Origin of the sequence: Rhodococcus sp. PvR099 (assembly GCF_017833315.1) — a bacterium.
GTDB classification, from domain to species: Bacteria; Actinomycetota; Actinomycetes; order Mycobacteriales; family Mycobacteriaceae; genus Rhodococcus_G; species Rhodococcus_G oryzae.
Genome location: NZ_JAFIBV010000001.1, coordinates 3,550,539 through 3,572,746, shown reverse-complemented (window position 1 = coordinate 3,572,746; position 22,208 = coordinate 3,550,539). Strand labels below are relative to the sequence as shown.

Below are 22,208 nucleotides of genomic sequence, written 5' to 3'. Positions count from 1 at the left end.
GGGCTGATTGGATGACACGGTGAGCCAACCCTTCTTCACCCTCGGTACCCGGCTGCCCGGCCGCCTGGGCCGGACCGGCACCATCCACACTCCGCACGGTGAGATCCAGACCCCGGCGTTCATCGCGGTCGGGACCAACGCCACCGTCAAGGCGGTGCTGCCGGAGACGATGAAAGAACTTGGCACGCAGGCTGTTCTGGCGAATGCGTATCACCTGTACCTACAGCCTGGGCCGGACATCGTGGACGGAGCGGGCGGCCTGGGCCGGTTCATGAACTGGCCGGGCCCGACGTTCACCGACAGCGGCGGATTCCAGGTGATGTCGCTGGGCGTCGGCTTCAAGAAGGTGCTCTCGATGGACTCCGTCGGGGTCCAGTCCGACGATGTGATCGCCGTCGGCAAGGAGCGCCTCGCGCATGTCGACGACGACGGGGTGACGTTCAAGTCGCACCGGGACGGCTCCCGGCACCGGTTCACGCCGGAGATCTCGATGAGCATCCAGCACCGGCTCGGCGCGGACATCATCTTCGCGTTCGACGAGTTGACCACCCTGTTCAACACCCGTGGCTACCAGGAGGAGTCGGTCGAACGCACGCAGGCGTGGGCGGTGCGGTGCATCGCCGAGCACGAACGTCTGACCGCCGAGCGCAGCCACCGCCCGTACCAGGCGCTGTTCGGCGTCGTGCAGGGCGCGCAGTACGAGGACCTGCGCAGGCAGGCCTGCCGGGGGCTGGAGTCGATCGTCGGCGAGAGCGGCACCGGCTTCGACGGCTACGGGATCGGCGGGGCGCTGGAAAAGCAGAACCTCGGGACCATCGTGCGGTGGTGCAACGAGGAGCTGCCCGAACACAAGCCGCGGCACCTGCTGGGCATCAGCGAGCCGGACGACCTGTTCGTCGCCATCGAGAACGGGGCCGACACCTTCGACTGCGTGAATCCGTCACGGGTGGCGCGAAATGCCGCGATTTACACGACCACCGGACGGTTCAACATCAACACGAGCCGTTTCCGGCGCGATTACAACCCGATCGACGACGAGTGCGACTGCTATACCTGCAAGAACTATTCGAGGGCGTATCTGCACCACCTGTTCAAATCGAAAGAAATGCTGTCGTCGACGCTCGCGACCATTCACAACGAACGATTCACCATCCGGTTGGTGGACCGGATCCGGGAGAGCATCGAGGGCGGCTACTTCGACGATCTGAAGTCGGAGACTCTCGGACGGTTCTACGCCACCAGCCGCGTCTAGCCCGGCGTGCTCGCTCCGGCGAGCGAGTCGATCCAGCGTTCTAGGCGGAGGCCCTCGGCTGCCATGAGCTCGGGGTCCCGGAACGTATTGGTGAGCAGGGAAATGCCCTGGTAGGCGGCGATCAGGGCGACCGCGAGCTCACGGGAGTCGTCGCGGCCCATCGACCGGAACTGCTGCTCGGCCCAGTCGACCAGGTGACGCATGACCTCGGCGGCGTCGCGGTCCAGGCCATCGGTGCGTTTGTCGAGTTCCGATGACAGGGTCCCGAACGGGCAGCCGAATCGCGCGGCGACCTCACGCTGTTCCGTCCATCCACGCACCAGCGCATTGAGGCGCTCCTGCGGAGTGGGGTGCGCTTCGAGCGCGGCGATCAACGCCTCGAGGCGCTGCGCGTGCGCGCCGATCGCCGCCCCGACCAGCTCGTCCTTGGTCTTGAAGTAGTAGTACACGTTGCCAACCGGGACGTCGGCCGCGCGCGCGATGTCGGTGAGGGTTGTCTTCTCCACGCCCTGCTCGTGAAAGACCTGGGCGGCGGCCTCCGCCAGGCGTTCCCGCTTGCCGCGCCGCGGCCCCACGCTCTCCGCTGAGTCAGTCACCTGACTAACTATAGACAGCCGCGTTACCATCGGCTATCTTCAGAGTGAGTTAGTCAACTAACTAACTCACGAGGGGCGTCGTCCGACGCGTGTGACCTCAGGAAACGGCGAAGGGGAGCTGTTCATGATCGTGGTAACGGGAGCGACAGGGAACGTGGGCGTGCCGCTGGTGGGGGCCCTGGCCGCGGCGGGTGAGCAGGTCACCGCGGTCTCTCGGGGGTCGGCGGACGCGGTCCCCATCGGGGTCCGGCACCGGCAGGCCGATCTCACCGAACCGGACAGTCTCGGAGCCGCGGTCGAGGGAGCGGAGGCCCTGTTCCTCCTCGTTTCGGGGGAGGTCCTCGCGGCCGACGTCAGCCCGAGCCGGATCCTCGACGTCGCGCGTGCGGGCGGGGTTCGCCGAGTGGTCCTGTTGTCTTCCCAGGTCGCCGGGACCCGGCCGGACTCGCCCTCGCACACGGGACTCAGGGCATTCGAGACCGCGGTCAAGGGGTCGGGCATGGAGTGGACGGTCCTGCGGCCTGCCGGCTTTGCCTCCAACGCGTTCGCATGGGTCGAGACGGTCCGTTCGCACCGTCGGGTCGCCGCGCCGTTCGGCGACGTCGGACTGCCGGACGTCGACCCGGCCGACCTCGCGGAGGCAGCCGCCGTGGTGCTGCGCGAGGCGGGCCACGCCGGCCGTACCTACGTACTCACCGGGCCTGCGCCGGTCTCGCCGCGTCAGCGGTCCGCGGCGATCGGTCAGGCGCTCGGCGAGCCGGTCGGATTCGCCGCGCAGAGCCGCGACGAGGCGAGGGCACAGATGCTGCGGTTCATGCCGGCGCCGGTGGTGGACGGCACGCTCGACGTCCTGGGCGCTCCGACGCCGGTCGAACAGCAGGTCAGTCCGGATCTCGAGGGAATCCTCGGCCGCCCGCCCCGGACCTTCGCCGAGTGGGCGGCGCGAAACGTCGACGCCTTCCGGTGAGTGGTCAGCTCGCGATCACGTACGTCGGTTCGTGCTTCTTGACGTAGGCGATCGCGCGGTAGGTGATCGGCATGACCAGCACCTCGACCAGCGTCTTCCACAGGAAGCCGACGATCAGGTAGTTGAAGAAGTCGCCCCACGTGCTGATCCCGATCGCGCCCGCCGCGATGGCGCAGAAGATCAGGGTGTCGGCGAACTCGCCGACCACGGTCGACCCGATGAGCCGGGCCCACAGGTGCTTCTCCTTGGTGCGCTCCTTGATGGACACCATCACCAGCGAGTTGAGCAACTGGCCGACGAGGTACCCGGCCAGGCCTGCCAGCAGCAGCCGGGGGTACACCCCCACCACTGCCTCGAGGGACGCCTGGTTGACATAGAAGTCTGCGGACGGCAGCTCCAGCAGCAGCCAGAAGCAGGCGGACGCCAGGATCATGGCCCCGAAGCCCAGGTAGATGGCCCGCCGGGTGGCCTTGAAGCCGTACACCTCGCTGAGCACGTCGCCGAGGATGTAGGCCATCGGAAAGAGGAAGAACCCGCCGTCGGTGATGATCGGCAGGATCTGCAGCGGGCCGACGCTCAGCTCGGCACCCGCGAAGAAGGCCACCCCCTTGGTGGCGCAGATATTCGAGATCAGCAATACGGCGGTGAAGAGCGCCACGATCGTGGGGTAGTAGCCGCGACTGACGTGCGCGAAGGTCGCGTGCTCGGGGTTCTTCTCGGCGTGCTCTGACACTGTCACGACGCCATCCAAGCATCACAACGCCGCAGGGCGCGACCTCGACCCTGGTGGGAGGAGCTCGCGCCCTGCGGCGGGTGCGCGGTTTGTCCGGTTGTCCGGATCAGGGGGCGATCGGGCCCCTGACCACCACGCGGTAGGCGTACGTGGAGGCGATGACGGTCAGCGGGATGGTCACCAGCAGGCCGAGACCGCACAGCAGCGCGCCGACGATGTTGATACCGACCAGCGCCAGCGCGAGGAGCAGCAGGGCTCCGACGTTCTGCGAGATGGCGCTGAAGCTCGACTTGATCGCGGTGATCGCGTCCTGGTTCTGGTCGATCACGAACTGCAGCGTCCACCAGGTCAGGAACACGATGATCAGGCCCGGGATGATCAGCAGCACGAAGCCGATCGCGGACAGCACACCGACGATGACGCTGGCGAGGATGATCGCGCCGACGTTGTTGAACTGGAAGAACGAGCCGATCGCCGGCTTGTTGCCGTCCACCTCGTGCAGGGCGCCGCGGATCATGGCCGCCTGGATGAGGTATCCCACGACGGTGGTGACGATGGTGCCGAAGATGCCCCACACCGTGAAGGCCGAGGAGAAGTCGCTCGAGGTGTTCCCGGTGTTGAAGATCAGGCTGAGCGCCACCTCGATGACGGCGGCGATCAGGACGATGCCGATCCAGATCCCGGCGTTGGCCTTGAACTTGTTCCAGGAGTAGCCGAGCGCGTCACCGACCGTGAGCTGCGGGGTGCCGCCGGGGCCGCCGAAGCCGGGGGCCGAGAACGCGTCCGCGCCGTACCCGGGCGGCGGGGGATAGCCGCCTTCGCCCGCGCCGTATCCGGGGGGCGGCGGGTAGCCGCCGGGCATGTTCGGGGTTCCGCCCTGCTGGTATCCGGGCGGGGGCGGGTAACTGCCGGGCTGCGGCGCGCCCTGCTGCGGGTACCCAGGCTGCGGTGCGCCCTGCTGCGGGTATCCGGGCGGGGGCGGGTAGCCGCCGGGAGGCGGGGTGGCGCCGGGCTGCGGGTATCCGGGCGGCGGCGGGTACCCGCCGGCAGGCGGATTCTGCGGCGGAATCGGATTGTCCGGGGTGCCCTCGTTGCCAGGCTGGCCGGTCGGTGGGTTTTCGCTCACAGTCTTCCTTCTTTTGTGCGGTTGAGTTGTGGTGCGTCCCGAACTCGAACAACGGCGGGTTCGGGTGAAAATGGTCGTGCGGTGATCGATCAGCCCCTGACGACCTGGGTTCCGCCTGCCAGTTCGTCGTGCTTGCCCTGCTTGGTGGGGCTCGAATTGATGGTCACCGCGATCACGATGACCGCGATCAGGCTCAGCAGCCCGCCGATGAACGGGATGATGTTGAGCAGGTTGAACGCCTCGCGGATGGAGGCCTGCTGAGGGGTCGGGTTGCCGCCGCCGGGGCCGCGCACGCTCAGTCCGAGCATCTTCTTGCCCGGGGTCCAGCCCCTGATGTCGAAGACCACAAAATACGCGAACGTCAGGATGCCCGAGACCAATCCGCTGATGGCGATGTTGTCGGCGACGCCGAAGGCGATCAGCAGGATCCAGGTGACGACTCCGACCAGGATGTAGTCGACGAGCCGCGCGCCGAACCGAACCCCGAGGCTGCCGGGTTCGGCGCCGCCTGGGAATGCGCCCCCCGCCACCTGGTCATCGAATTGCGGCGGAGTCGGGTAGGACGGCTCGCCTGGTTGGTTCTGGTTCTGATCAAATCCACCGGTGGTCATGTTTTCCCCTCGGATGCGGTCTGATTGCTGCCATTCAACGGTGCTCGTCATACACAGTGCTTAGTGACCCTACGTGCGATCCCCATTGCCCGGTACCCTGCCGTTCGCCGAATACGTTTCGATTGCGCAAACATCCATTAAAGATCCGCGAATACCCAGGCGGTTCGCGGGAGCGCGACGGGATCGAAACCTCGAAGTAACTCGTCCAGGCCGGGCTTGTCGCCTGCCTCGGCCATTCCGAGGGAGGTTGCCAGGATTCCCCGCACCTCGTCGGGGGTGCGACCCAGGGCCCGCTGGTCGGCCAGCGTGACGGCGCCGTCGCGTTTGGCCAACCGCTTACCGTCGGAATTGAGTGCCAGCGGGACATGCGCGTAGCGCGGCACGGTCAGCGAGAGCAGCGAGGCCAGGTAGGCCTGCCGCGGCGCGGAGGAGAGCAGGTCGTCCCCGCGTACCACCTGGTCGACGCCCTGCTCCGCGTCGTCGACCACCACGGCCAGGTTGTAGGCCGGGATGCCGTCGCCGCGCCGGAGCACCACGTCGTCGATCGCGCCGGTGTAGCGGCCGTGCAGCTCGTCCTCGATCGCGAATTCGGTGATCTCCGCGCGCAGCCGGATGGCCGGGGGCCTGCCCGAGTCGTGCTTGGCCGCGATCTCGGCTGCGCTCAGGTCGCGGCAGGTACCGGGGTAGTGGCCGTCCGGTCCGTGCGGCGCCGAGACGGCCTGCTGGATTTCTCTTCTGGTGCAGAAACATTCGTAGGTTCGGCCGGCGGCGGTGAGTTCGTCGATGGCGGCGTCGTAGCGCACCAGGCGTTCCGACTGCCGGACGATCGGACCGTCCCAGTCCAGCCCCAGGGCCGCGAGGTCGTCGAGCTGTCGCGTTTCGGCACCCGCCCGCACCCGGTCGAGGTCCTCGATTCGCATCAGGAATCTCCGGCCTGTGGAGCGGGCGAACAGCCACGCCAGCATCGCGGTTCGGAGGTTACCGAGGTGCAGGTCGCCGGACGGGCTCGGGGCGAACCGTCCGGCACCGCTAGCGACTGCTTGCAGGTCGCTCGAAACGGCACCGCTTGCGACTGCTTGCAGGTCGCTCGAAACTGCACCGCTCGGGGCCGACTGTGGCATGACGTCAGCCTAACGAGTGGGGGCCACTCGCCCGACCGGTCCTGGTGCGCCGTCGGCCCCCGCCCGGACGGACGGGGGCCGAGGCCGCGCAACTGAGGGGGCTCAGCTGCTGAAGGCACCGACCAGGCTGCCGAAGATGCCGCCCGCGCCGGAGAGGACCTCGGAGATGACGTCGATTCCGCTGCTGCCGGTGTCGGCGCCTGCGTCTGCGATCGGGGTGAAGTTTGCCATGGGATTCCTCCAGGAAGTCTGTGTCGTTCGATCTGCATCGCGGACTGTATCGGAGGTTCTGCGGGCGCGCATCCCTTGAAATCGCAGGGTTTCCGTTCGGTTAACGTCGGCCAAAGCTGCGGGAAACAACCTGTGCTGCAACCCTTCCGGAACATGAACAGTTCATGTAGAAGCTGGTCCGAATGGTCGCCGGCAGTCGGAGGTGGCATCCGCCGCGTCGTCCGGGGCGAATGTCGGCGAACCGTCACGGACCATGAAATCAGTTGATGGGCACTACTGTTCATCGTTTCGGACTCGGATACGAAAGGGCCCCGCCCGAAAACTGTTGGGCGGGGCCTATCTTGGGTGGGGCGAACGTCAGCTGATGGTCACGTTGTTCAACGTGTCGAGCACGGCCTTGATCGTGGTGCCGAGGATGCCCTCGATGTCGACGGCGGTCGCGGCGCCGGTGTCGAGTACGGAGCTGCCGTTGTCTGCCATGGTGGTTCCTCCCGAGTGGACTGTGCGCCGACGGCCGACGCATCGCGGACAGTAATGAAGGGTCCCGCGCCGCGCAGTGCGAGCGAAGCGGTCACCGCGTGCGGGCGTCCGCCGCAGGATCGATCGCCGTGGTCACGCGGGTTCCGGCCCGGGCGGCGTCCTTCACACAGTGTCGACCGTCACAGCGCCTCGGGGTGGCTCAGGCCCTCCTGCCGAGCAGGCCGAGGACCCGCGTCTGCTCGTCCGCCTCGGCGGGAACCGCGACCACGGGGCCGCAGACCCCGGGTCCGTGCAGGGCCTCACCCATCCGCTCGGCGAAGCGGGCGAGCATCGCCAGGTCCCCGGGATCGATGGCCGTGTCGGCGCCGGTCGCCTTCGCGATGTCCCAGCCGTGTACCACCAGGTCGAAGGTGTAGAAGGAGCCGAAGGTGTCGGAGACCTTCGCCGTGCCCATCTGCCCCTCGTACTCACGATCGGCGCGCTCGGGATCGTCGAGGATCTCCTGCACGGCGTCGCGGGTCTGTGTCCAGGCCCCGACGGGATCGACAGCGACGTCGGGGACCGCAGGCAGCGTCATGCCCGCCGCGTTGACCGGGTAGGACTGGGTCTCGATGACATGCCCGAGCACGTCCCTGGCGGTCCAGCCCTCGCAGGGGGAGGTGTTGTCCCAGCGGTCGGCGGGCACGGCTTCGACGCGGCGGGTCAGTTCGGCGGCGAGTCGCCGGTAGAGATCGGCGTTGCTGGTCGTGGTGGTCATGGCTCCATGGTGCGACCTGCGCGACGACGCGGTCTTGAAGATTCACGACATCCGTCCTGGCCCCGGATACAACGATGGCCCCCGATCCGGAGATCGGGGGCCATCGTGTGGCGGAGGATAGGGGATTTGAACCCCTGAGGGCGTTAACCCAACCCGCGTTCCAGGCGAGCGCCATAGGCCACTAGGCGAATCCTCCGTGGGCGAGCATACCGGCTAACCCGCCAGGAAATGAAAACGGCCCCCCGATCGGGGCGAAAGCTCGGCCGCCTGTCCGCCCCCGGACGGGCATGGCTACACTCGTGGACGGATCCCGCGCGGCGCGCATCCTGTGAACTCCCCCAGGGCCGGAAGGCAGCAAGGGTCAATGGGCTCTGCCGGGTGCGCGGGGTCCCCTTTATTTTTGCGCACCTCCGACAGTCGCGCCGGTGAAAGGTCTTTCGGCATGCCTACCCAAACCCAAGTTGGGTTGATGAGCCATGAGGAACTCCGTTCGGAGCACGAGCGCCAGTCCGCGAATTACGCGCAGCTCAAGACGGAGAAGCTCACCCTCGACCTGACCCGCGGGAAGCCGTCGCCCGAGCAGCTGGACCTCTCGCAGGCGTTGCTCGCGTTGCCAGGAGTCGAGTACCGCGACGGCAACGGAGTGGACTGCCGCAACTACGGCGGCCTCACCGGACTGCCGGAGCTGCGTGCCATCTTCGGCGAACTGCTCGGCATCCCGACCGAGAACCTGTTGGCCGGCAACAACGCGAGCCTCGAGATCATGCACGACATCATCGTGTTCGCGCTGCTGCACGGCACCCCCGACTCGGTGCGGCCGTGGTCGCAGGAGCCGAAGATCAAGTTCCTGTGCCCGAGCCCCGGCTACGACCGGCACTTCGCGATCACCGAGTCGTACGGGATCGAGATGATCCCCGTCCCGATGCGGCACGACGGCCCGGATGTCGCGTTAATCGCCCGGCTGGTCGCCGAGGATCCGCAGATCAAGGGAATGTGGGCGGTGCCCACCTACTCGAACCCGACCGGTGCGGTCTTCTCGGAGGAGGTCGTGCGGACGCTGGCCTCGATGCCGACCGCGGCCCCCGACTTCCGGCTCTTCTGGGACAACGCGTACGCGGTGCACCCGCTGGTCGAGGAGTTCGAGGCCCCGCTGGACGTGCTGGGCATCGCGGCGGCGGCGGGACACCCGAACCGGCCGTTCGTGTTCGCGTCGACGTCGAAGATCACCTTCGCGGGCGCGGGCGTCAGCTTCGTCGGCGGCTCCACGCAGAACCTGGCCTGGTACCAGCAGCACCTGGGCAAGAAGAGCATCGGGCCGGACAAGGTCAACCAGCTGCGGCACCTGATGTTCTTCAAGGACGCCGACGGCGTGCGCGCGCACATGGACAAGCATCGGGAGATCCTTGCGCCGAAGTTCGCGCTGGTCCTGCAGATCCTCGAGGATCGGCTCGGGTCGTCGAAGGTGGCGTCCTGGACCGAGCCGAAGGGTGGCTACTTCATCAGCCTCGACGTCGTCGAGGGCACCGCGAAGCGGGTCATCGGCCTGGCGAAGGAGGCCGGCATCGCGTTGACCGCCGCCGGCTCGGCCTTCCCGTACGGCACCGACCCGGAGGACAAGAACATCCGGCTCGCGCCGAGCTTCCCGTCCACCGACGACCTCGCGAAGGCGATGGACGGGGTGGCGACCTGCGTGTTGCTGGCCGCCACCGAGAAGTCGCTCGAGCAGGCGTAGCCGGGCCCGACGGGCCCCGGCTCGCCTGCCCGCCGTCAGGGCAGCGGCAGTCGGCCCGCCGTCGACGCCGACCCCAGCCAGGTGTGCGGGTTTCCGTTCCAGCACCAGCCCAGTTTCGGTCGGCGCTGGCTGATCCACAGCGCGGGCACCCGCTTGTCCCCGCACCGTGACGACAGCAGCGAGAAGCACTTGTTCTTGCGGAGCATGTCGGGGCGCACGGTGATCAGCGCGACGCCCTCCGCCACGGTGAGCCCGGTGCTTCCCCTTTCGGTCAGCGACGTCAGTGCCGTCGCAGGTGTGACGTTCAGATACTCCGTTCCGGTGTCGACGTTCAGTAGCGCGTAGCCGATCCCGTCCGGAACCTCGACGGATTCGATAGGCAGGAACCGGGCGAGCTCGGCGGGCTCGAAGTCGGCGAACCCCCGTTGGGTGCCGAGGGCGGTGCGCGACATCGCCTCGTGCGCGTCGATGGAGGCGCCCTGCGCGGTACGCGCGACGACCAGGACGAACGGGATGTGATCCTCGCCCTGGTCGGCGGCGCTCTCCTGGTGCGCGAGCACCACCGCGCGGAGCGGTTCCAGCGCGGCCGCGAAGTCGTCGTCGGCCAGCCCGGTCAGGCCGGGGTAGCCCGCCTCGGTGAGTGCGCCGATCTGGCGGTCGAACTCGATATCGGTCGGGGTTGCAGTCAAGGATAACTCGCTTCCGTACGGTGTACCGAACTCAACGGGCGGCGACGCGAGAATGTTCCCGGACGCCGGGAGGGTCGAAAGTTCGCCGCCGGAAATGGCAGGATCGGGCCATGGCACTCACGCTGCACCTCGCCGGAGACGCTGATGCGGATGCGCTGCTCGCCGCGGATCCACTCGCCCTGCTGATCGGGATGCTGCTCGATCAGCAGATCCCGATGGAAGTGGCCTTCGCCGGGCCGAAGAAGCTCGACGATCGGCTGTCCGGCCTGGACGTGCACAAGATCGCGGAGATGGATCCGGACGCGTTCCTCGCGCTCTGCGCGACCCCGCCGGCCGTGCACCGGTTCCCCGGGTCGATGGGCAAGCGAATCCAGGACCTGTGCATCTACCTCGTCGAGCACTACGACGGCAGGACCGAGGCGATCTGGACCGAGGGTGATCCCGACGGTCGCGAGGTGCTGGGGCGGCTCAAGGCGCTGCCCGGCTACGGGGATCAGAAGGCCAGGATCTTTCTCGCGTTGCTGGGCAAGCAGATCGGCGTCGCGCCGGAGGGCTGGCGGGAGGCGGCAGGGGCGTACGGCGACGACGGCTCGCGCCGGTCCATCGCCGACGTCGTCGACGACCGCACCCTTGGCGAGGTCCGCGAGTTCAAGAAGTCCGCGAAGGCGGCGGCGAAGGCCGCGAAAGCGAAATGACGTGCACTGTTCCCGGCCCCTGGAGGGGAGGGCGGGAACAGTGCACGTCCGATCAGCCGCCGCTCGATCTCGAGCTACCGCGGCCGCTCGTTCCCGATCTCAACCAGCGAGCTTGCTGAAGTTCGGGAAGTTGGACAGTTCCCAGCCGCCGTCGACGACCAGGCTCGCGCCGGTGATGTAGCCCGCGTCGTCGCTGGCCAGGTACAGGCACGGCCCGGCGACCTCGTCGGGCGTCGCCGCCCGCGCCATCGGGATGCGTTCGAGGAACATCGCCTGCGCGGGCTCGTAGGCCAGCACCGGGGCGACCAGCGGGGTGTCGACGAGTCCCGGCAGCACGGAGTTGACCCGGATGCCCGACGATGCCAGCTCGAGAGCGGCATTCTTGCTGAACATCTCGACGCCCGCCTTGCCGGTCGCGTACGGGCTGCCCCCTGGCATCGGCACATGGGCGTTCAGCGAGGAGACGTTGACGATGGCCCCGCCGCGCCCACCGGCGCTCATGCGCCGCGCCTCGTGCTTGGTGCAGAGGAAGACGCCCTTCTGCACCAGGTCGATGGTGAAGTCCCAGTCGGCTTCGTCGAGATCGACGATCGCGCCGACGCGGGACGCGCCCGCCACGTTGAAGGCCAGGTCCAGCGCCCCGAACCGGGTCACCGCGGCGTCCAGGGCCGCCGCGACCTCCTCCTCCTTGGTCACGTCGGCGGTGACGGGCAGGAACGCCTTGCCGAACTCGGTGGCCATGGCGCCGAGCGCATCACCGGCCAGGTCGATCCCGACGACATTCGCGCCCTCGGCCATCAGGCGGATCGCGATGGCCTCGCCGATGCCGGACGCCGCGCCGGTCACCGCCGCCGTCTTGCCGACAAACCGGTTCTCACTCATCCGTGCTACTTCCGTTCATCGCTGGGTTGCTCATTTTTCGCCCGCTCGCAGGAACCGCCCCGTGCGACGGGTCCCGAGAACCGGAGTCGGTTCCCCTTCTCGGACCACGCATTCGCCGCCGACGAACACCGCGGACACCGCGTCGTCGTTCCGGTTGACCATCCTGGAGAGTCCGTCGTACTCCGGGACCGGGCATTCGGCATAGGCGTCGAGCGAGGCGTCGAGATGCGCCGGGTCGATCACCACCACATCGGCCCGGTCACCCTCGCGCAGGTGTCCGGCGTCGAGTTGGTACCAGTCGGCGAGTTCGCCGGTGAGCCGGTGCACCGCCTGCTCCACGGACATGATCGGTGTCCCTGCCTGCTCGGCGTCGCGGACGCGACGCAGCAGGCGGAGGCCGAAGTTGTAGAAGGCCATGTTGCGCAGGTGCGCGCCGGCATCGGAGAAGCCAAGCTGGACACCGGGATCGGAAGCGAACTTGTTGAGCACCTCGGGGCGGTGGTTCGAGATCGTGGTGCGCCACCGGACCTTGGTGCCGTGCTCGACCACCAGGTCAAGGAAGGCGTCCACCGGGTGCACTCCGCCCCGGTCGACTCCGACCTGTCCGAAGGTCTTGCCGATCACGGATTCGTCCGGGCACTCGACGATCTCGGCGTCGAAGAAGTCGCGGTGCCAGACCCGGGGCCCGTACTTCTTGTCGTAGTCCTTGCGGAACCGGCGGCGGTAGGACTCGTCGGCCAGCAGCGCGCTGCGCGCCTCGAGCTGGTTCGACAGGTCCAATGCCGCGGCGCCGGAACCGAACTCCTCGAAGACCGGCAGGTCGATGCCGTCGGAGTACACCTCGAACGGGACGGGCAGGTGCTGCCACCGGAAGTCGCCGCGCATACCGTTGACGGCCCGTGCCATCGCCGGGAAGACATGCGCCACAGCCGGTATCGCCTTGACATCGGCGGCCGAGAGCAGGCTCACCTTCAAGGGGCGACGGAAGAGCCCCACGCTGCTCAGCGCCAACGCGACCATGGACTGCGGGCGGCCGACGTCCGGGCCTGCCTGCAATGCCCTGCCCCGGCGCCGCAGGATCCCACTGAGCCTGCGACGTTCCTGCCGGGTCGAGTACGTCGAGGGCAGGGTCCGGGACCGGCAGACCTCGCCGTCGAGCTTGTCGAACAGCAGTTCCTGCGAGGACATGCCGATGAAGCCGGCGTCGAGCGCCTCCTCGAGTTTGGCCGCCATCGCGTCGAGCTCGGCTGGGGTGGGCTTGACGTCCTTGCGGGTCGCCCGGTCCAGGCCCATCTGCGCGGCACGGATGTCCGAATGGCCGATGAAGGAGGCCACGTTCGGGCCCAAGGGCAGCGCCTCGATCGCCTCGACGTACTCGTGCGCCGAGGTCCAGGTCTTGGACTCGGTGAGCGTGTCGACCACGTGTTTACGCGGGATGGCCTCGACCCGGCCGAACAGGTCGCCCGCGTCGGAGGGGCCGGCATGGACCGCCGACAGCGAGCACGACCCCAGGAAGATCGAGGTGACGCCGTGCCGCACCGACTCCTTGAGTCCCGGACTCAGGATGACCTCGACGTCGTAGTGGGTGTGGATGTCGACCATGCCCGGGATGACCCACTTCCCGGCGGCGTCGACCACCTGCGGGCAGTCAGCCTCGTCGAGTGCGTCGACCGACACGGCGGCCACCCGCCCGTCGCGGATGCCGAGGTTCCTGGTCTCGGACCGTGCGCCGGTGCCGTCGAACCACCGGCCGTTCTTGATGATCACGTCGTAGCTCATCGCAGACCACTCCATTCTCGAACGTCTATTGCAGACCGGGGCGCCATCAGACGACCACCTGGGTGCGCATCGTCTTGCCGGTCGCGTTGCGCGGCAACGGCGAGGTGGTGATCCGCCACCGGGCCGGGACCTTGAAATAGGCTAGGCGTTCGCCGGCGAAGGCCCGCAGTTCCTCCTCCGTGACGGCGTCCTCCGACCGCGCGACGACCACGGCGGCCACCTCCTGGCCGAGGTCGGGGTGATCGACGCCGATCACCACGCACTCGAGGATCTCGGGGTGCTCGTCCAGGCACTGCTCGATCTCCATCGGGTACACGTTCTCGCCGCCGCGCAGGATCAGGTCCGACCGTCGTCCGGTGAGCCGGACCATGCCGTTCTCGATCACACCGAAGTCGCCGGTGCGTAGCCAGCGGTCCTCGGTGATCGCCGCGGCGGTGGCCTCGGGGTTGTCCCAGTAGCCGAGCATCACGTAGGGGCTGCGCGCGCAGATCTCGCCCTCCACCCCGTCGGGGACCTTCTCCCCGAACGGGTCCCGGACCTCCACGGCGACGCCGATGATGGGCCGGCCGAGGGTGCCGGGGAAATGCGCGAGATCGAGGGGGGTGGCGACGGAGATCGCGGTGGCACTCTCGGTCTGGCCGTAGCTGTCGACCAGGGAGTTGCGCGCGAACGGTACCTTCTCGCGCAGGCGGTCCTGGAACGCCGCCGAGGACGGCGCCGCCGACAGCGCGAAGGCGGTGACCGAGGACAGGTCGTATCGCGACAGATCCTCGTGATCGAGCAGGCGATTGGCCATGGTGGGAACGGCGGCCCAGTTGGTCACGCGCTCGCGTTCGACCAGCCGCAGCATCCGGTCCACGTCGAACGAGCCCTGGTAGATCACCACCGCGCCACCCGTCGCCAGCCGGGGCACGGCCAGGTTGTGCAGGCTGGCGATGTGGAACAGCGGGGAGGTGAGCAGGTACCGCCGGTCGCTGGGTGCGTCCGAGTTCGGGTCGCCGCCGGTGAACGCGGCGGCGAGCGCGTCGCTGAACCGGTGATAGTCGATGGTCGCGAGCACGTTACGGTGCGAATGCACGGCGCCCTTGGGGCGGCCGCTGGTCCCGCTGGTGTACAGGATCACCGCCGGATCGTCCTCGGCCACTGCGGTGTTCGGCAGTTCGGCGCCGGCGAACTCGGTGAACAGTCGGGGCAGGTCCTCTTCCATGGTGAGCACGGTGGTATCGGTGCCGAGCCCGGCGAGCACCGCGGCACGCTTGGCATCGGCGATCACGACGGTGGGCGTGGTGTGGCCGATGCCGTACTCGACCTCCTGCGGCGCCCACCAGGCGTTGAAGCCGACCGCGATAGCGCCGAGAGCCTGGGCCGCCCAGAAGGTGACCAGCCACTCGGGGGTGTTCGCGGCGAGGATGCCGATCCGGTCGCCCTTGCCGACGCCGTACCGGTCCCGGAGTGCGGTGGCCAATGCGGCCACGGCGGCCCCGTGCTGGGTGTAGCTCATCCGGGTGTCCTCGGTGACCAGGTAGTCGCGGTCTCCGTAGGAGAGCGAGGCCCTCAGGACGTCGCCGAGCGCCCGGTCGCGGATGCGCATGACCGGGATCTCGGCCCCGAGCACGTTCTCGAGGCCGAGCTCGAAGCGCCCGCCGGGGCCCGTCAGCCCGGCCATCACGGAGGCGATGTACGCCTGGGGGTCAACAGACTTCGTCACTGCATTTCCTTTCGGATCGTGTCGTACCCGGTCACGGAACCAGCACCGCTCGTCCGCGGATCTTGCCCGCCTCGAGGCGGTCGAACGCCTCTCGGGCGTCGGCGAGGTCGAACCGGTCCACCTCGACGGTGAGCAGCCCGGCCTGGGCGAGGGCGACGGAGTCGACGAGGTCACTCCTGGTGCCGCCGTAGGACTTCCGAACCGACGCGCCCCACGGCCAGCCGGGGCCTCCCGCCGGATCGGCCGTCACTCCGGGGACACCGCCGCCGAGCCCGACCATCCGGTACGCGCCGTTGGGCGCCACGGACTCGACCGCCATCGTGGCGGTGGGGTCGACGCCGACGAAGTCGAACACCGCGTCCGCGCCGCGGCCGTCGGTCAGCTCGAGGATCTGGCGTGCGGTGTCGGGACCGGATTCGAGGGTGATGTCGGCACCGCAGCGCTTTGCCAGGTCCAGCTGATCCTGGCCGAGGTCCACCGCCACGATCCGGGTCGGGCTGAGCGCGCGCAAGATCTGCACCGCGACGTGCCCGAGCCCACCGATGCCGATCACCACGGCGGTCGAGCCGGGACGCAGGTGCTCCTTGGCACCCCGAATGGCGTGGTAGCTGGTCAGCGCGGCATCCGCCATCGGTGCCGCCTGGAGGAAGTCCAGGTCTCCGATGGGGACGAACGACCGGGCGGGGATCCGGACGTACTCGGCCATGCCGCCGTCCGGGCCGAGCCCGGGGCACGGCGGCATGGCGGTCCGGCCCGCGGCCAGGCAGACGTTCTCGTTGCCGCTGATGCACTCCCGGCAGACGCCGCACGACCAGCACAGGTAGACGAGCCCGCGCTCGCCGACCTGCCGCACGTCGACCTCGCTGCCGACGGCCTCGATGGTGCCCGCGATCTCGTGCCCGATGGTGAGCGGTTCCTCCCGCATCTTCACCGGGAAGTGCAGCAGGTGCAGGTCGGAGTGGCAGATGCCGGCCGCGCCGACGCGGATCAGCAGGTCGGACGGGCCGATCTCCGGCACCGGGACTTCCCGGATCTCGATGACACCCGGATCCGTGAGCTGTAGTGCCCTCACAGGGAGACCTCGCTTCGTGCCGATCGAACGGCCTCGTTGGTGGCGTGCAGGTAGGCATCGCTGCGGTCGGAGCCGATCAGCCCCGGCGCCATCTTGTTCATCGTGTAGGCGAAGGTGAGCCGGTTGTCGAGGTCGTTGACGAGCATCGACCCGCCGAACCCTGCCCACCAGCACACCCGGCCGTCGCGCACCAGCGGGGCGGTGTCCGGGTGGGGGAGACCGTAGCCGATGCCGAACCGCAGCGGGGTCAGGATGGCCAGGTCGACGCCGTCGGCCTGCTGCTCGAAGATCAGGTCGATGGTGGCCTGGGAGAGCAGGCGCGTGCCGTCCAGTTCGCCGCCGCAGGAGATCAGCGACTGGAGGCGGGCGACCGAGCGCGCGTTGCCGTGACCGTTCATGGCGCCGAGCTCCGTCTGCCGCCACTCGGCGGTGTTGACCTTCTCCAGGTCGAGCCACGGGCAGGTCACCGACTTGACCAGGATGCTGTCCTGGTCGAGCGTGGACATGTCGAAGTTGATGGCCGGCGCCGGGATCATCGGTGCGATCCGGCCGAAATGCTCGGGGCCGGTGCCGATGTGGAAGTCCGCGCCAAGCGGCCCGGCCAGCTCCTCGGCGAAGAAGCGGCCAAGGCTGCGGCCGTCCACCCGCCGGATCACCTCGCCGACGAGGTGCCCGTAGTTCAGCGCCTGGTAGCCCGACGCGGTGCCCGGCTCCCACCAGGGCGCCTGCGTGGCCAGCCGGGCGCTGGCGGCCTCGGTGTCGTAGATGTCCTCGAGTTCGATCGGCCGCTCCCAGCCGGACACGCCGGAGGTGTGCGAGAGCAGGTGCCGAACCTCGATGTCCGCCTTGCCGTTCGCAGCGAACTCGGGCCAGTAGTGCGCGACCTTCTGGTAGACGTCGAGCTCGCCGCGGTCGACCAGGAGCAGCGCGGACAGCGCCGTCATCGTCTTGGTGAGTGAGAAGACGTTGACGATCGTGTCCTCGGCCCACGGCGTCGTCCGGTCCGCGTCGGCGTAGCCGCCCCAGACGTCGACGACCGGCTGCCCGTCGAGGGTCACGCAGACCGACGCGCCGAGCTCCTCGCCCGTCGCCAGCTGCTGTTCGAGGGCATCGCGGACCGGCTCGAAGCCCGCCGCGCAGAATCCCTGTGTCAGTGTCATGTCGATCTCCTCCCTCACGCGTTCTGCATGGCGCGGGCAGGCACGGGCAGCGTGTTGCCTGCGGCCTGGGCGCGCTTGCCGCCGCTGACGATTTCCTTCTTCAGGTTGCGCACGTAGGGATCGAACTCGCACTGGATGGTGTGCCGTGGGGACTTGTAGTACGGCTTGAGGTAGTACTCCTCGTCGGCGGCAAGGACGGCGCCCATCTCGCTGGGTGCCGGGGGCAGGTACTTGCCCGCGAGGTAGGCGGCGACGAGCTTGCTCTGCTGCTCGGCGAAGTTCACCAGGGTCGGCATCGGCTGCGCGAGGCCCATGAAGAACAGGTTGTCGATGTCGGGCTTCATCATCCGCTTGAACAGCGGGAAGCGGTTCTCGCTGTCGGGCAACAGGTTCGGATCGGTGAAGAACGGAAAGCTGATGTGGTAGCCGGTGGCGCAGATGATCACGTCCACGTCAAGGGTGCTGCCGTCGGCGAAGCGCACCTGCTTGCCCTCCAGCGCGGTGATGGCCGGTTTGAACGAGATATCGCCCGAGCCCGCCTTACCGAGGAACTCGCCGCTCGCGGACGGGTGCGCCTCGAAGGGCTGGTGGTCGGGCTTGGGCAGACCGTAGCCCTCCATGGAGCCGAGGTTCTTGTTCAGGAAGCGCCGTTTGAGCGCCAGGGAGAGCGGGCGCGGTATCCAGGCGGGCATCGTCATCTTGTCGCCTGCCGTGCCCTTGAGGTACTTCGGCAGCACCCAGACCCCGCGGCGGGCGGAGACCGTGAGCTTCTTGGCGAGGAAGCGCTGCGAGAGCTCGGAGGCGATGTCGAGGCCGGAGTTGCCCATCCCGACCACCACGACGTTCTTGCCGCGCATGTCGATCGGGTCGAACGGGTCGTTGTATGCGTGGCTGTGGATGAGCGTGCCGTCGAACTCTCCGGGGTAGTCCGGGGTGTTCGGATCCCAATGGTGGCCGTTGCAGACGATCAGCGCGTCGTAGGTGCGCGCCTCGCCGTTGGACAGCGTGACCGTCCACAGTCCGTCGTCGTCGCGCTCCGCGTGTTCGACGGAGGTGTTGAACGTGATCGTCTCCCGCAGGCCGAAGTGGTCGACGTAGTCCTTGAAGTACTGGAACAGCTGCGAGTGGTGCGGGAAGTCGGGCCATTCGGCGGGCACCGGGAAGTCCTCGAAGGCCAGGCGCCACTTCGAGGTGTCGATGTGCAGGCTCTGGTAGCAGGCCGACATCCCGTTGGGATTCTTGAAATACCAGTTCCCGCCGACCTCGTCGGAGGCCTCGAAGCAGTCGTACGGGATGCCGTAATCCTTCAGGCGCTTGGCGGTGGTGATTCCTGACGGACCGGCGCCGATGACGCAGACGCGGGGCAAGTTCGGGGAGTGCATGGAGATCTCTTTCTGCCGGGGGCCGGGGCCGCGGTCTCGTCCCTTCCCGGCCGGCGCGGTTGTGCGCCGGTGGAATCGCGACTGTGACGATAGCGGTATGTACGACATGGTGTGACCTACGACATAGAATAGCGTTGACTGACGGAGTGTCAAGTGAATGACGTAAGGTCGCTTTGCTGGCGCTGCGGCGACTGAATGGGCCGCGAGTAAACTCCGATTGGTGGTGGATGCAGTGAGCAATGCGACGAGCACGGGCAACAGGCGTGGCACGCTCCGAGCCGAGCAGAAGCGGGCGACCCGAGCCCGGCTGTTGGAATCGGCTCGGGGGCTCTTCGCTGCCAGGGGCTACGCGGCCGTGACGGTCGATGACATCGCCGCCGAGGTCGGCTGCAGCCGGGCGACCTTTTACCTGCACTTCCCCGGCAAGGTGGACATCCTGCTGGCGGTGGCAGGGGACGGCATGGCGCCGAGCGCCCTGGCGTTCTATCAAGACCTGGACCGCGTGCTCGACACCGGATCGCGCGCCGAGTTCACGGACTGGATCACCCGGGCCATCGAGTGGTTCCACCAATACAAAGAGATGCTCCCGGCCTGGGACGAGGCGACTGCCCTGGAGTCCGACTTCCAGGCCGTCGCCCGGGATGGGATCCTCGCCCTCCCGAACTCGATGACGAGCTACCTCGCGCGCTGGCCGGAAGACAGGCGCGACGAGGCCCGGCTGCGCGTCGAACTCCTTGTGACGCAACTCGAACGGTTCTTCACACGGTGGGCGATGCTGGGGACGATCGATGTCTCCGCCGAGGAGGCCGCGGAGGTCCTGACGGACATCTGGTTCCCGGCGCTGACGGCCCCCGCCGCGTCGTAACGCCTGCCGGGCCGAACGCGTTGTCCCCCGATCGGGGGACAACGGATTCATCCGCTGTGGGGTCCGTCCGGTGGACGGAACCCGAGGCGGAAACGGGTGATAGTTGTCTCAGCGCCGGAACGGTCCGGCTCGAGTTATCAAACACCCACTCGGACAGGATCATTCATGATGAGCATCGCCACCGTTCGTCGCCGTCGCCTCGCCCGCATCGCCACCCTGCCCCCGCTCGCTCTGGCCTTCGCCGCCGCGACCGTCGGCTTCACCGGCGCTGCGGCGTCCGCCGGGACGCTCCCCACGACCGGCCCGACGATCGCGATGACGATCACCAACAACACCGGTCAGCCCATGGTGCTGCAGGGCTCGGACAATCCGTACGGCGAGTGGATCCAGGGGCCGCGCGCGGTTCTCGCGCCGTGGAGTTCGGAGATCGTCACCGCGACGAACAACGATCCGCGGGGGATCGGCGTCGATGTCACCTACGGGCTGCCCGGCGACGCCCAGGCCGTGTTCATGGCCAACAACTACCAGGGCGACGCGAGCCTCGACGGTACCCGGATGACCGGAAACGACGGGGTCTACTACGGCATCGCGAGCACCGTGGACACCGGCTTCCCGAACCTGAACGCCGGCTACACCATCACCATGCACCCGTAGGGCGCGGCACGCCTACTCGGCCATTGCGGCGCGCACCTTCTCGGTGTCCGCTGCCGTCCAGCCGTCGGGCGCGAGGATGTCCGCCCAGATGTTCACGGCGTCCGCCTGGAAGGTGTGCCCGTGGCCGTCCGGCACGTCCGCCGAGAAGACCATGTCCATGGTCACCTGCCAGAAGGTGACGAACGGGATCCAGCGCATGTCCGGATTGACGTCAGGGCCCAGCGGCTCCCGCAGCCAGTCCGGTCGGTTCAGCAACAGGTCGAACGACCACCAGGTGATCGGATCGCTCGCGTGCTGCCAGTAGACGATCCGGGGTATGCCCCAGGGGCCGTCGAGTTCGAGATCCTGTGCGGCCGAGGCGAACCGGACGTTGGCACCGCCGTCTATCACCGGAAGTCGTTCGGGCGAACCGGGATCGCGGCCCGCGGTGACGCCCGACCACTGCGGGGAGAAGTTCGGCGTACCCACCCACAGGGCGCCGTCGGTTCGGGCCAGCATGTCCTGGGCGCCCGCGAACGCGGATTGGCCGCCGAAGGAGCCGAGGCTCTCGCCGAACGCCAGCAGCTTCGGGCGGCTCTCCGCGGGCCGCGATTCCCATTCCGCGTAGACCGCCTCGAACAGCGCTCGCCCCGCCTCCTTCGGTGACTCCCGGTCGGCGATGAACGACAACGCGCTGGGCAGGAAGGAGTACTGCATGGACGCGATCGCGGAGTCGCCGTCGGCCGTGTACTCGAGGGCGCCCGCCACCGAGGCGTTGACCCAGCCGCGGCCGGTGCCGGTGGCGACGGCCAGCACCGCGCGGTCGAAGGCCCCGGTTCGCACCAGTTCCGCGACGACCTGATCGGCGGCGTCCGTGATCGACTCCGCGGACTCGCGGCCCACGTACACCCGGATCGGCGTCCGCGCGGGCCTGCCGGTGGCCGCGGTGATCTGCTCGGCGCTCGGGCCGCCCGCGACGAAGGTGCGACCCTCTCGCCCGAGGCTCTCCCACGGCTCGGCGGACGCCGGAGATCCTGAGCGTTCGGGCATCTCGGGTCGGACCACGTTGACTGCGGTGCTGTGATCGGCCGCGGCCGCCGACCGGTTCGCAAGGCCGATGAGTCCCTGGTACACGATGCCGTCGACGATCATCAGGCCGACGGCGACCACGACGACAAGGCTCGCGATCCTGGCAATCGGTGCGGGCATGTAGCGGCGGCCAAACGCCGCCATCCGGTTGGTGGCGCTCCTGGAGGCGCGGGCGATCCAGAGCAGCAACGCCGCGATGCCCAGCGAGATCATCAGCACCAGAAGGTAGTTCGCCTCGTGTTCCTCCTCGACGCCGACGAGATCGCGCACCACCTGCTGGGACACCGCGCCGAGGATCGCGAAGGCCGGGACGAGAACCACCGTGAACCCGAGCAGGGTCCATCGTCCGATCCGCTTGGTCCGCTCGGAGTATCGAGGCGAGATGCCGCATCTGCGTACCGCCCAGGCCGCGAGGCAGCCGATCCCGTAACCCGTCGCGATGCTGATGCCGGTGGCGACCCCCTGCAGGTACCACAGGCGTGGCAGCAGGGAGGGCGTCAGCGACCAGCAGAAGAAGAGCAGTGCGACGGCGAGCCCGACGGGATGCAGTGACCGGCCGTAGCGGCGTGCGCGATCGGCGAATCCGTCGGTGTTCGGGGTGTCGGCCGGGTGCGACCCGGCCGGGGGGAGCGTCGTCGTCATCGTCAT

At 68.3% G+C, this 22,208-nt stretch carries 22 protein-coding genes, 1 tRNA gene and 1 other RNA gene; 7 read left to right on the top strand and 17 right to left on the bottom strand.

Going from position 1 to position 22,208, the window contains the following annotated elements:
* The first annotated feature begins 7 nt into the window (after positions 1-7).
* Entirely contained in the window at positions 8-1,252 is a 1,245-nt protein-coding gene (tgt, locus tag JOE46_RS16395) for a tRNA guanosine(34) transglycosylase Tgt (protein WP_097213095.1), read from the top strand.
* Here the strand turns inward: tgt and JOE46_RS16390 are convergent.
* Positions 1,249-1,848: a TetR/AcrR family transcriptional regulator gene (locus JOE46_RS16390; protein ID WP_307861294.1), complete on the bottom strand. Its 600-nt coding sequence runs from the start codon at positions 1,846-1,848 to the stop codon at positions 1,249-1,251. The genes tgt and JOE46_RS16390 overlap by 4 nt on opposite strands.
* 124 nt (positions 1,849-1,972) lie before the next feature.
* Here JOE46_RS16390 and JOE46_RS16385 point away from each other — a divergent pair, with 124 nt between their 5' ends.
* Positions 1,973-2,815, top strand: a complete 843-nt coding sequence (locus tag JOE46_RS16385) for an NAD(P)H-binding protein (protein ID WP_097213150.1) — start codon at positions 1,973-1,975, stop codon at positions 2,813-2,815.
* Between the two features lie 4 nt (positions 2,816-2,819).
* On the opposite strand, the gene JOE46_RS16380 is transcribed toward JOE46_RS16385, so the two are convergent.
* The 8 genes from JOE46_RS16380 to JOE46_RS16355 all read right to left on the bottom strand — a co-directional run bounded on the left by JOE46_RS16380 (position 2,820) and on the right by JOE46_RS16355 (position 8,070).
* A complete protein-coding gene (locus tag JOE46_RS16380) occupies positions 2,820-3,554 on the bottom strand; it encodes a queuosine precursor transporter (protein ID WP_306455745.1) in 735 nt (244 codons plus the stop codon).
* Positions 3,555-3,654: 100 nt separating this feature from the next.
* On the bottom strand, positions 3,655-4,674 hold the full coding sequence (locus JOE46_RS16375) for a hypothetical protein (RefSeq protein ID WP_209927853.1): 1,020 nt from the start codon (positions 4,672-4,674) through the stop codon (positions 3,655-3,657).
* Positions 4,675-4,763: 89 nt separating this feature from the next.
* The gene (locus JOE46_RS16370; protein WP_097213091.1) at positions 4,764-5,285 is read right to left on the bottom strand and encodes an RDD family protein; all 522 of its coding nucleotides are present in this window, start codon (positions 5,283-5,285) and stop codon (positions 4,764-4,766) included.
* A gap of 137 nt (positions 5,286-5,422) precedes the next feature.
* Positions 5,423-6,367, bottom strand: coding sequence for a tRNA glutamyl-Q(34) synthetase GluQRS (gene gluQRS, locus JOE46_RS16365; RefSeq protein ID WP_374102922.1), 945 nt, complete (start codon positions 6,365-6,367; stop codon positions 5,423-5,425).
* 141 nt (positions 6,368-6,508) lie between these two features.
* A complete protein-coding gene (locus JOE46_RS26810; protein ID WP_257017617.1) occupies positions 6,509-6,637 on the bottom strand; it encodes a hypothetical protein in 129 nt (42 codons plus the stop codon).
* A gap of 357 nt (positions 6,638-6,994) precedes the next feature.
* A complete protein-coding gene (locus JOE46_RS26805; RefSeq protein WP_257017616.1) occupies positions 6,995-7,117 on the bottom strand; it encodes a hypothetical protein in 123 nt (40 codons plus the stop codon).
* A gap of 199 nt (positions 7,118-7,316) precedes the next feature.
* On the bottom strand, positions 7,317-7,874 hold the full coding sequence (locus JOE46_RS16360) for a TIGR03086 family metal-binding protein (protein WP_097213089.1): 558 nt from the start codon (positions 7,872-7,874) through the stop codon (positions 7,317-7,319).
* Positions 7,875-7,982: 108 nt separating this feature from the next.
* Positions 7,983-8,070: transfer RNA gene (locus tag JOE46_RS16355), tRNA-Ser, on the bottom strand.
* A 106-nt stretch (positions 8,071-8,176) separates the two neighbouring features.
* Here JOE46_RS16355 and ffs point away from each other — a divergent pair.
* Both ffs and JOE46_RS16345 read left to right on the top strand, forming a co-directional pair.
* Positions 8,177-8,271, top strand: an RNA gene (gene ffs, locus JOE46_RS16350) — signal recognition particle sRNA small type.
* Positions 8,272-8,316: 45 nt separating this feature from the next.
* Complete coding sequence (locus JOE46_RS16345; RefSeq protein WP_097213088.1) at positions 8,317-9,606, top strand: aminotransferase class I/II-fold pyridoxal phosphate-dependent enzyme; 1,290 nt, start codon at positions 8,317-8,319, stop codon at positions 9,604-9,606.
* A 35-nt stretch (positions 9,607-9,641) separates the two neighbouring features.
* On the opposite strand, the gene JOE46_RS16340 is transcribed toward JOE46_RS16345, so the two are convergent.
* Entirely contained in the window at positions 9,642-10,295 is a 654-nt protein-coding gene (locus tag JOE46_RS16340; protein WP_097213087.1) for a DUF5701 family protein, read from the bottom strand.
* Positions 10,296-10,405: 110 nt separating this feature from the next.
* Between JOE46_RS16340 and JOE46_RS16335 the strand changes: the two genes are divergently transcribed.
* A complete protein-coding gene (locus JOE46_RS16335) occupies positions 10,406-10,990 on the top strand; it encodes an HhH-GPD-type base excision DNA repair protein (RefSeq protein ID WP_097213086.1) in 585 nt (194 codons plus the stop codon).
* Positions 10,991-11,089: 99 nt separating this feature from the next.
* Here JOE46_RS16335 and JOE46_RS16330 read toward each other — a convergent pair whose 3' ends face one another.
* From JOE46_RS16330 to JOE46_RS16305, 6 genes are read right to left on the bottom strand one after another with little or no spacing between them, the layout of a single operon-like run.
* Entirely contained in the window at positions 11,090-11,872 is a 783-nt protein-coding gene (locus JOE46_RS16330) for an SDR family NAD(P)-dependent oxidoreductase (RefSeq protein WP_097213085.1), read from the bottom strand.
* A 30-nt stretch (positions 11,873-11,902) separates the two neighbouring features.
* Positions 11,903-13,651 carry an amidohydrolase family protein gene (locus tag JOE46_RS16325; protein WP_097213084.1) on the bottom strand — a complete coding sequence of 583 codons (1,749 nt, stop codon included), beginning with the start codon at positions 13,649-13,651 and terminating at the stop codon, positions 11,903-11,905.
* Between the two features lie 46 nt (positions 13,652-13,697).
* Positions 13,698-15,359, bottom strand: coding sequence for a class I adenylate-forming enzyme family protein (locus JOE46_RS16320; protein ID WP_097213083.1), 1,662 nt, complete (start codon positions 15,357-15,359; stop codon positions 13,698-13,700).
* Between the two features lie 31 nt (positions 15,360-15,390).
* Positions 15,391-16,431 (bottom strand): NAD(P)-dependent alcohol dehydrogenase, encoded by a 1,041-nt coding sequence (locus JOE46_RS16315; protein WP_097213082.1) that lies wholly within the window; start codon positions 16,429-16,431, stop codon positions 15,391-15,393.
* On the bottom strand, positions 16,428-17,591 hold the full coding sequence (locus JOE46_RS16310; RefSeq protein WP_097213081.1) for a serine hydrolase: 1,164 nt from the start codon (positions 17,589-17,591) through the stop codon (positions 16,428-16,430). Before JOE46_RS16310 ends, JOE46_RS16315 begins: the two co-directional genes overlap by 4 nt.
* A 14-nt stretch (positions 17,592-17,605) precedes the next feature.
* Positions 17,606-18,973, bottom strand: a complete 1,368-nt coding sequence (locus JOE46_RS16305; RefSeq protein WP_097213080.1) for an NAD(P)/FAD-dependent oxidoreductase — start codon at positions 18,971-18,973, stop codon at positions 17,606-17,608.
* A 220-nt stretch (positions 18,974-19,193) separates the two neighbouring features.
* Between JOE46_RS16305 and JOE46_RS16300 the strand changes: the two genes are divergently transcribed.
* Together JOE46_RS16300 and JOE46_RS16295 are read left to right on the top strand one after the other, a co-directional pair.
* On the top strand, positions 19,194-19,838 hold the full coding sequence (locus tag JOE46_RS16300; RefSeq protein ID WP_257017615.1) for a TetR/AcrR family transcriptional regulator: 645 nt from the start codon (positions 19,194-19,196) through the stop codon (positions 19,836-19,838).
* Positions 19,839-20,006: 168 nt separating this feature from the next.
* On the top strand, positions 20,007-20,492 hold the full coding sequence (locus JOE46_RS16295) for a hypothetical protein (protein WP_097213149.1): 486 nt from the start codon (positions 20,007-20,009) through the stop codon (positions 20,490-20,492).
* A 12-nt stretch (positions 20,493-20,504) separates the two neighbouring features.
* Here JOE46_RS16295 and JOE46_RS16290 read toward each other — a convergent pair whose 3' ends face one another.
* On the bottom strand, positions 20,505-22,202 hold the full coding sequence (locus JOE46_RS16290; protein ID WP_179800641.1) for an alpha/beta-hydrolase family protein: 1,698 nt from the start codon (positions 22,200-22,202) through the stop codon (positions 20,505-20,507).
* Positions 22,203-22,208: the final 6 nt, after the last annotated feature.

Coding starts and splice junctions, on each gene's coding strand:
- JOE46_RS16290 (WP_179800641.1), bottom strand. CDS start 22,202: ATGACGACGACGCTCCCCCCGGCCGGGTCGCACCCGGCCGACACCCCG.
- JOE46_RS16295 (WP_097213149.1), top strand. CDS start 20,007: ATGAGCATCGCCACCGTTCGTCGCCGTCGCCTCGCCCGCATCGCCACC.
- JOE46_RS16335 (WP_097213086.1), top strand. CDS start 10,406: ATGGCACTCACGCTGCACCTCGCCGGAGACGCTGATGCGGATGCGCTG.
- JOE46_RS16345 (WP_097213088.1), top strand. CDS start 8,317: ATGCCTACCCAAACCCAAGTTGGGTTGATGAGCCATGAGGAACTCCGT.
- JOE46_RS16360 (WP_097213089.1), bottom strand. CDS start 7,874: ATGACCACCACGACCAGCAACGCCGATCTCTACCGGCGACTCGCCGCC.
- JOE46_RS16310 (WP_097213081.1), bottom strand. CDS start 17,591: ATGACACTGACACAGGGATTCTGCGCGGCGGGCTTCGAGCCGGTCCGC.
- JOE46_RS26810 (WP_257017617.1), bottom strand. CDS start 6,637: ATGGCAAACTTCACCCCGATCGCAGACGCAGGCGCCGACACCGGCAGC.
- JOE46_RS26805 (WP_257017616.1), bottom strand. CDS start 7,117: ATGGCAGACAACGGCAGCTCCGTACTCGACACCGGCGCCGCGACCGCC.
- JOE46_RS16330 (WP_097213085.1), bottom strand. CDS start 11,872: ATGAGTGAGAACCGGTTTGTCGGCAAGACGGCGGCGGTGACCGGCGCG.
- JOE46_RS16305 (WP_097213080.1), bottom strand. CDS start 18,973: ATGCACTCCCCGAACTTGCCCCGCGTCTGCGTCATCGGCGCCGGTCCG.
- JOE46_RS16385 (WP_097213150.1), top strand. CDS start 1,973: ATGATCGTGGTAACGGGAGCGACAGGGAACGTGGGCGTGCCGCTGGTG.
- JOE46_RS16325 (WP_097213084.1), bottom strand. CDS start 13,651: ATGAGCTACGACGTGATCATCAAGAACGGCCGGTGGTTCGACGGCACC.
- JOE46_RS16370 (WP_097213091.1), bottom strand. CDS start 5,285: ATGACCACCGGTGGATTTGATCAGAACCAGAACCAACCAGGCGAGCCG.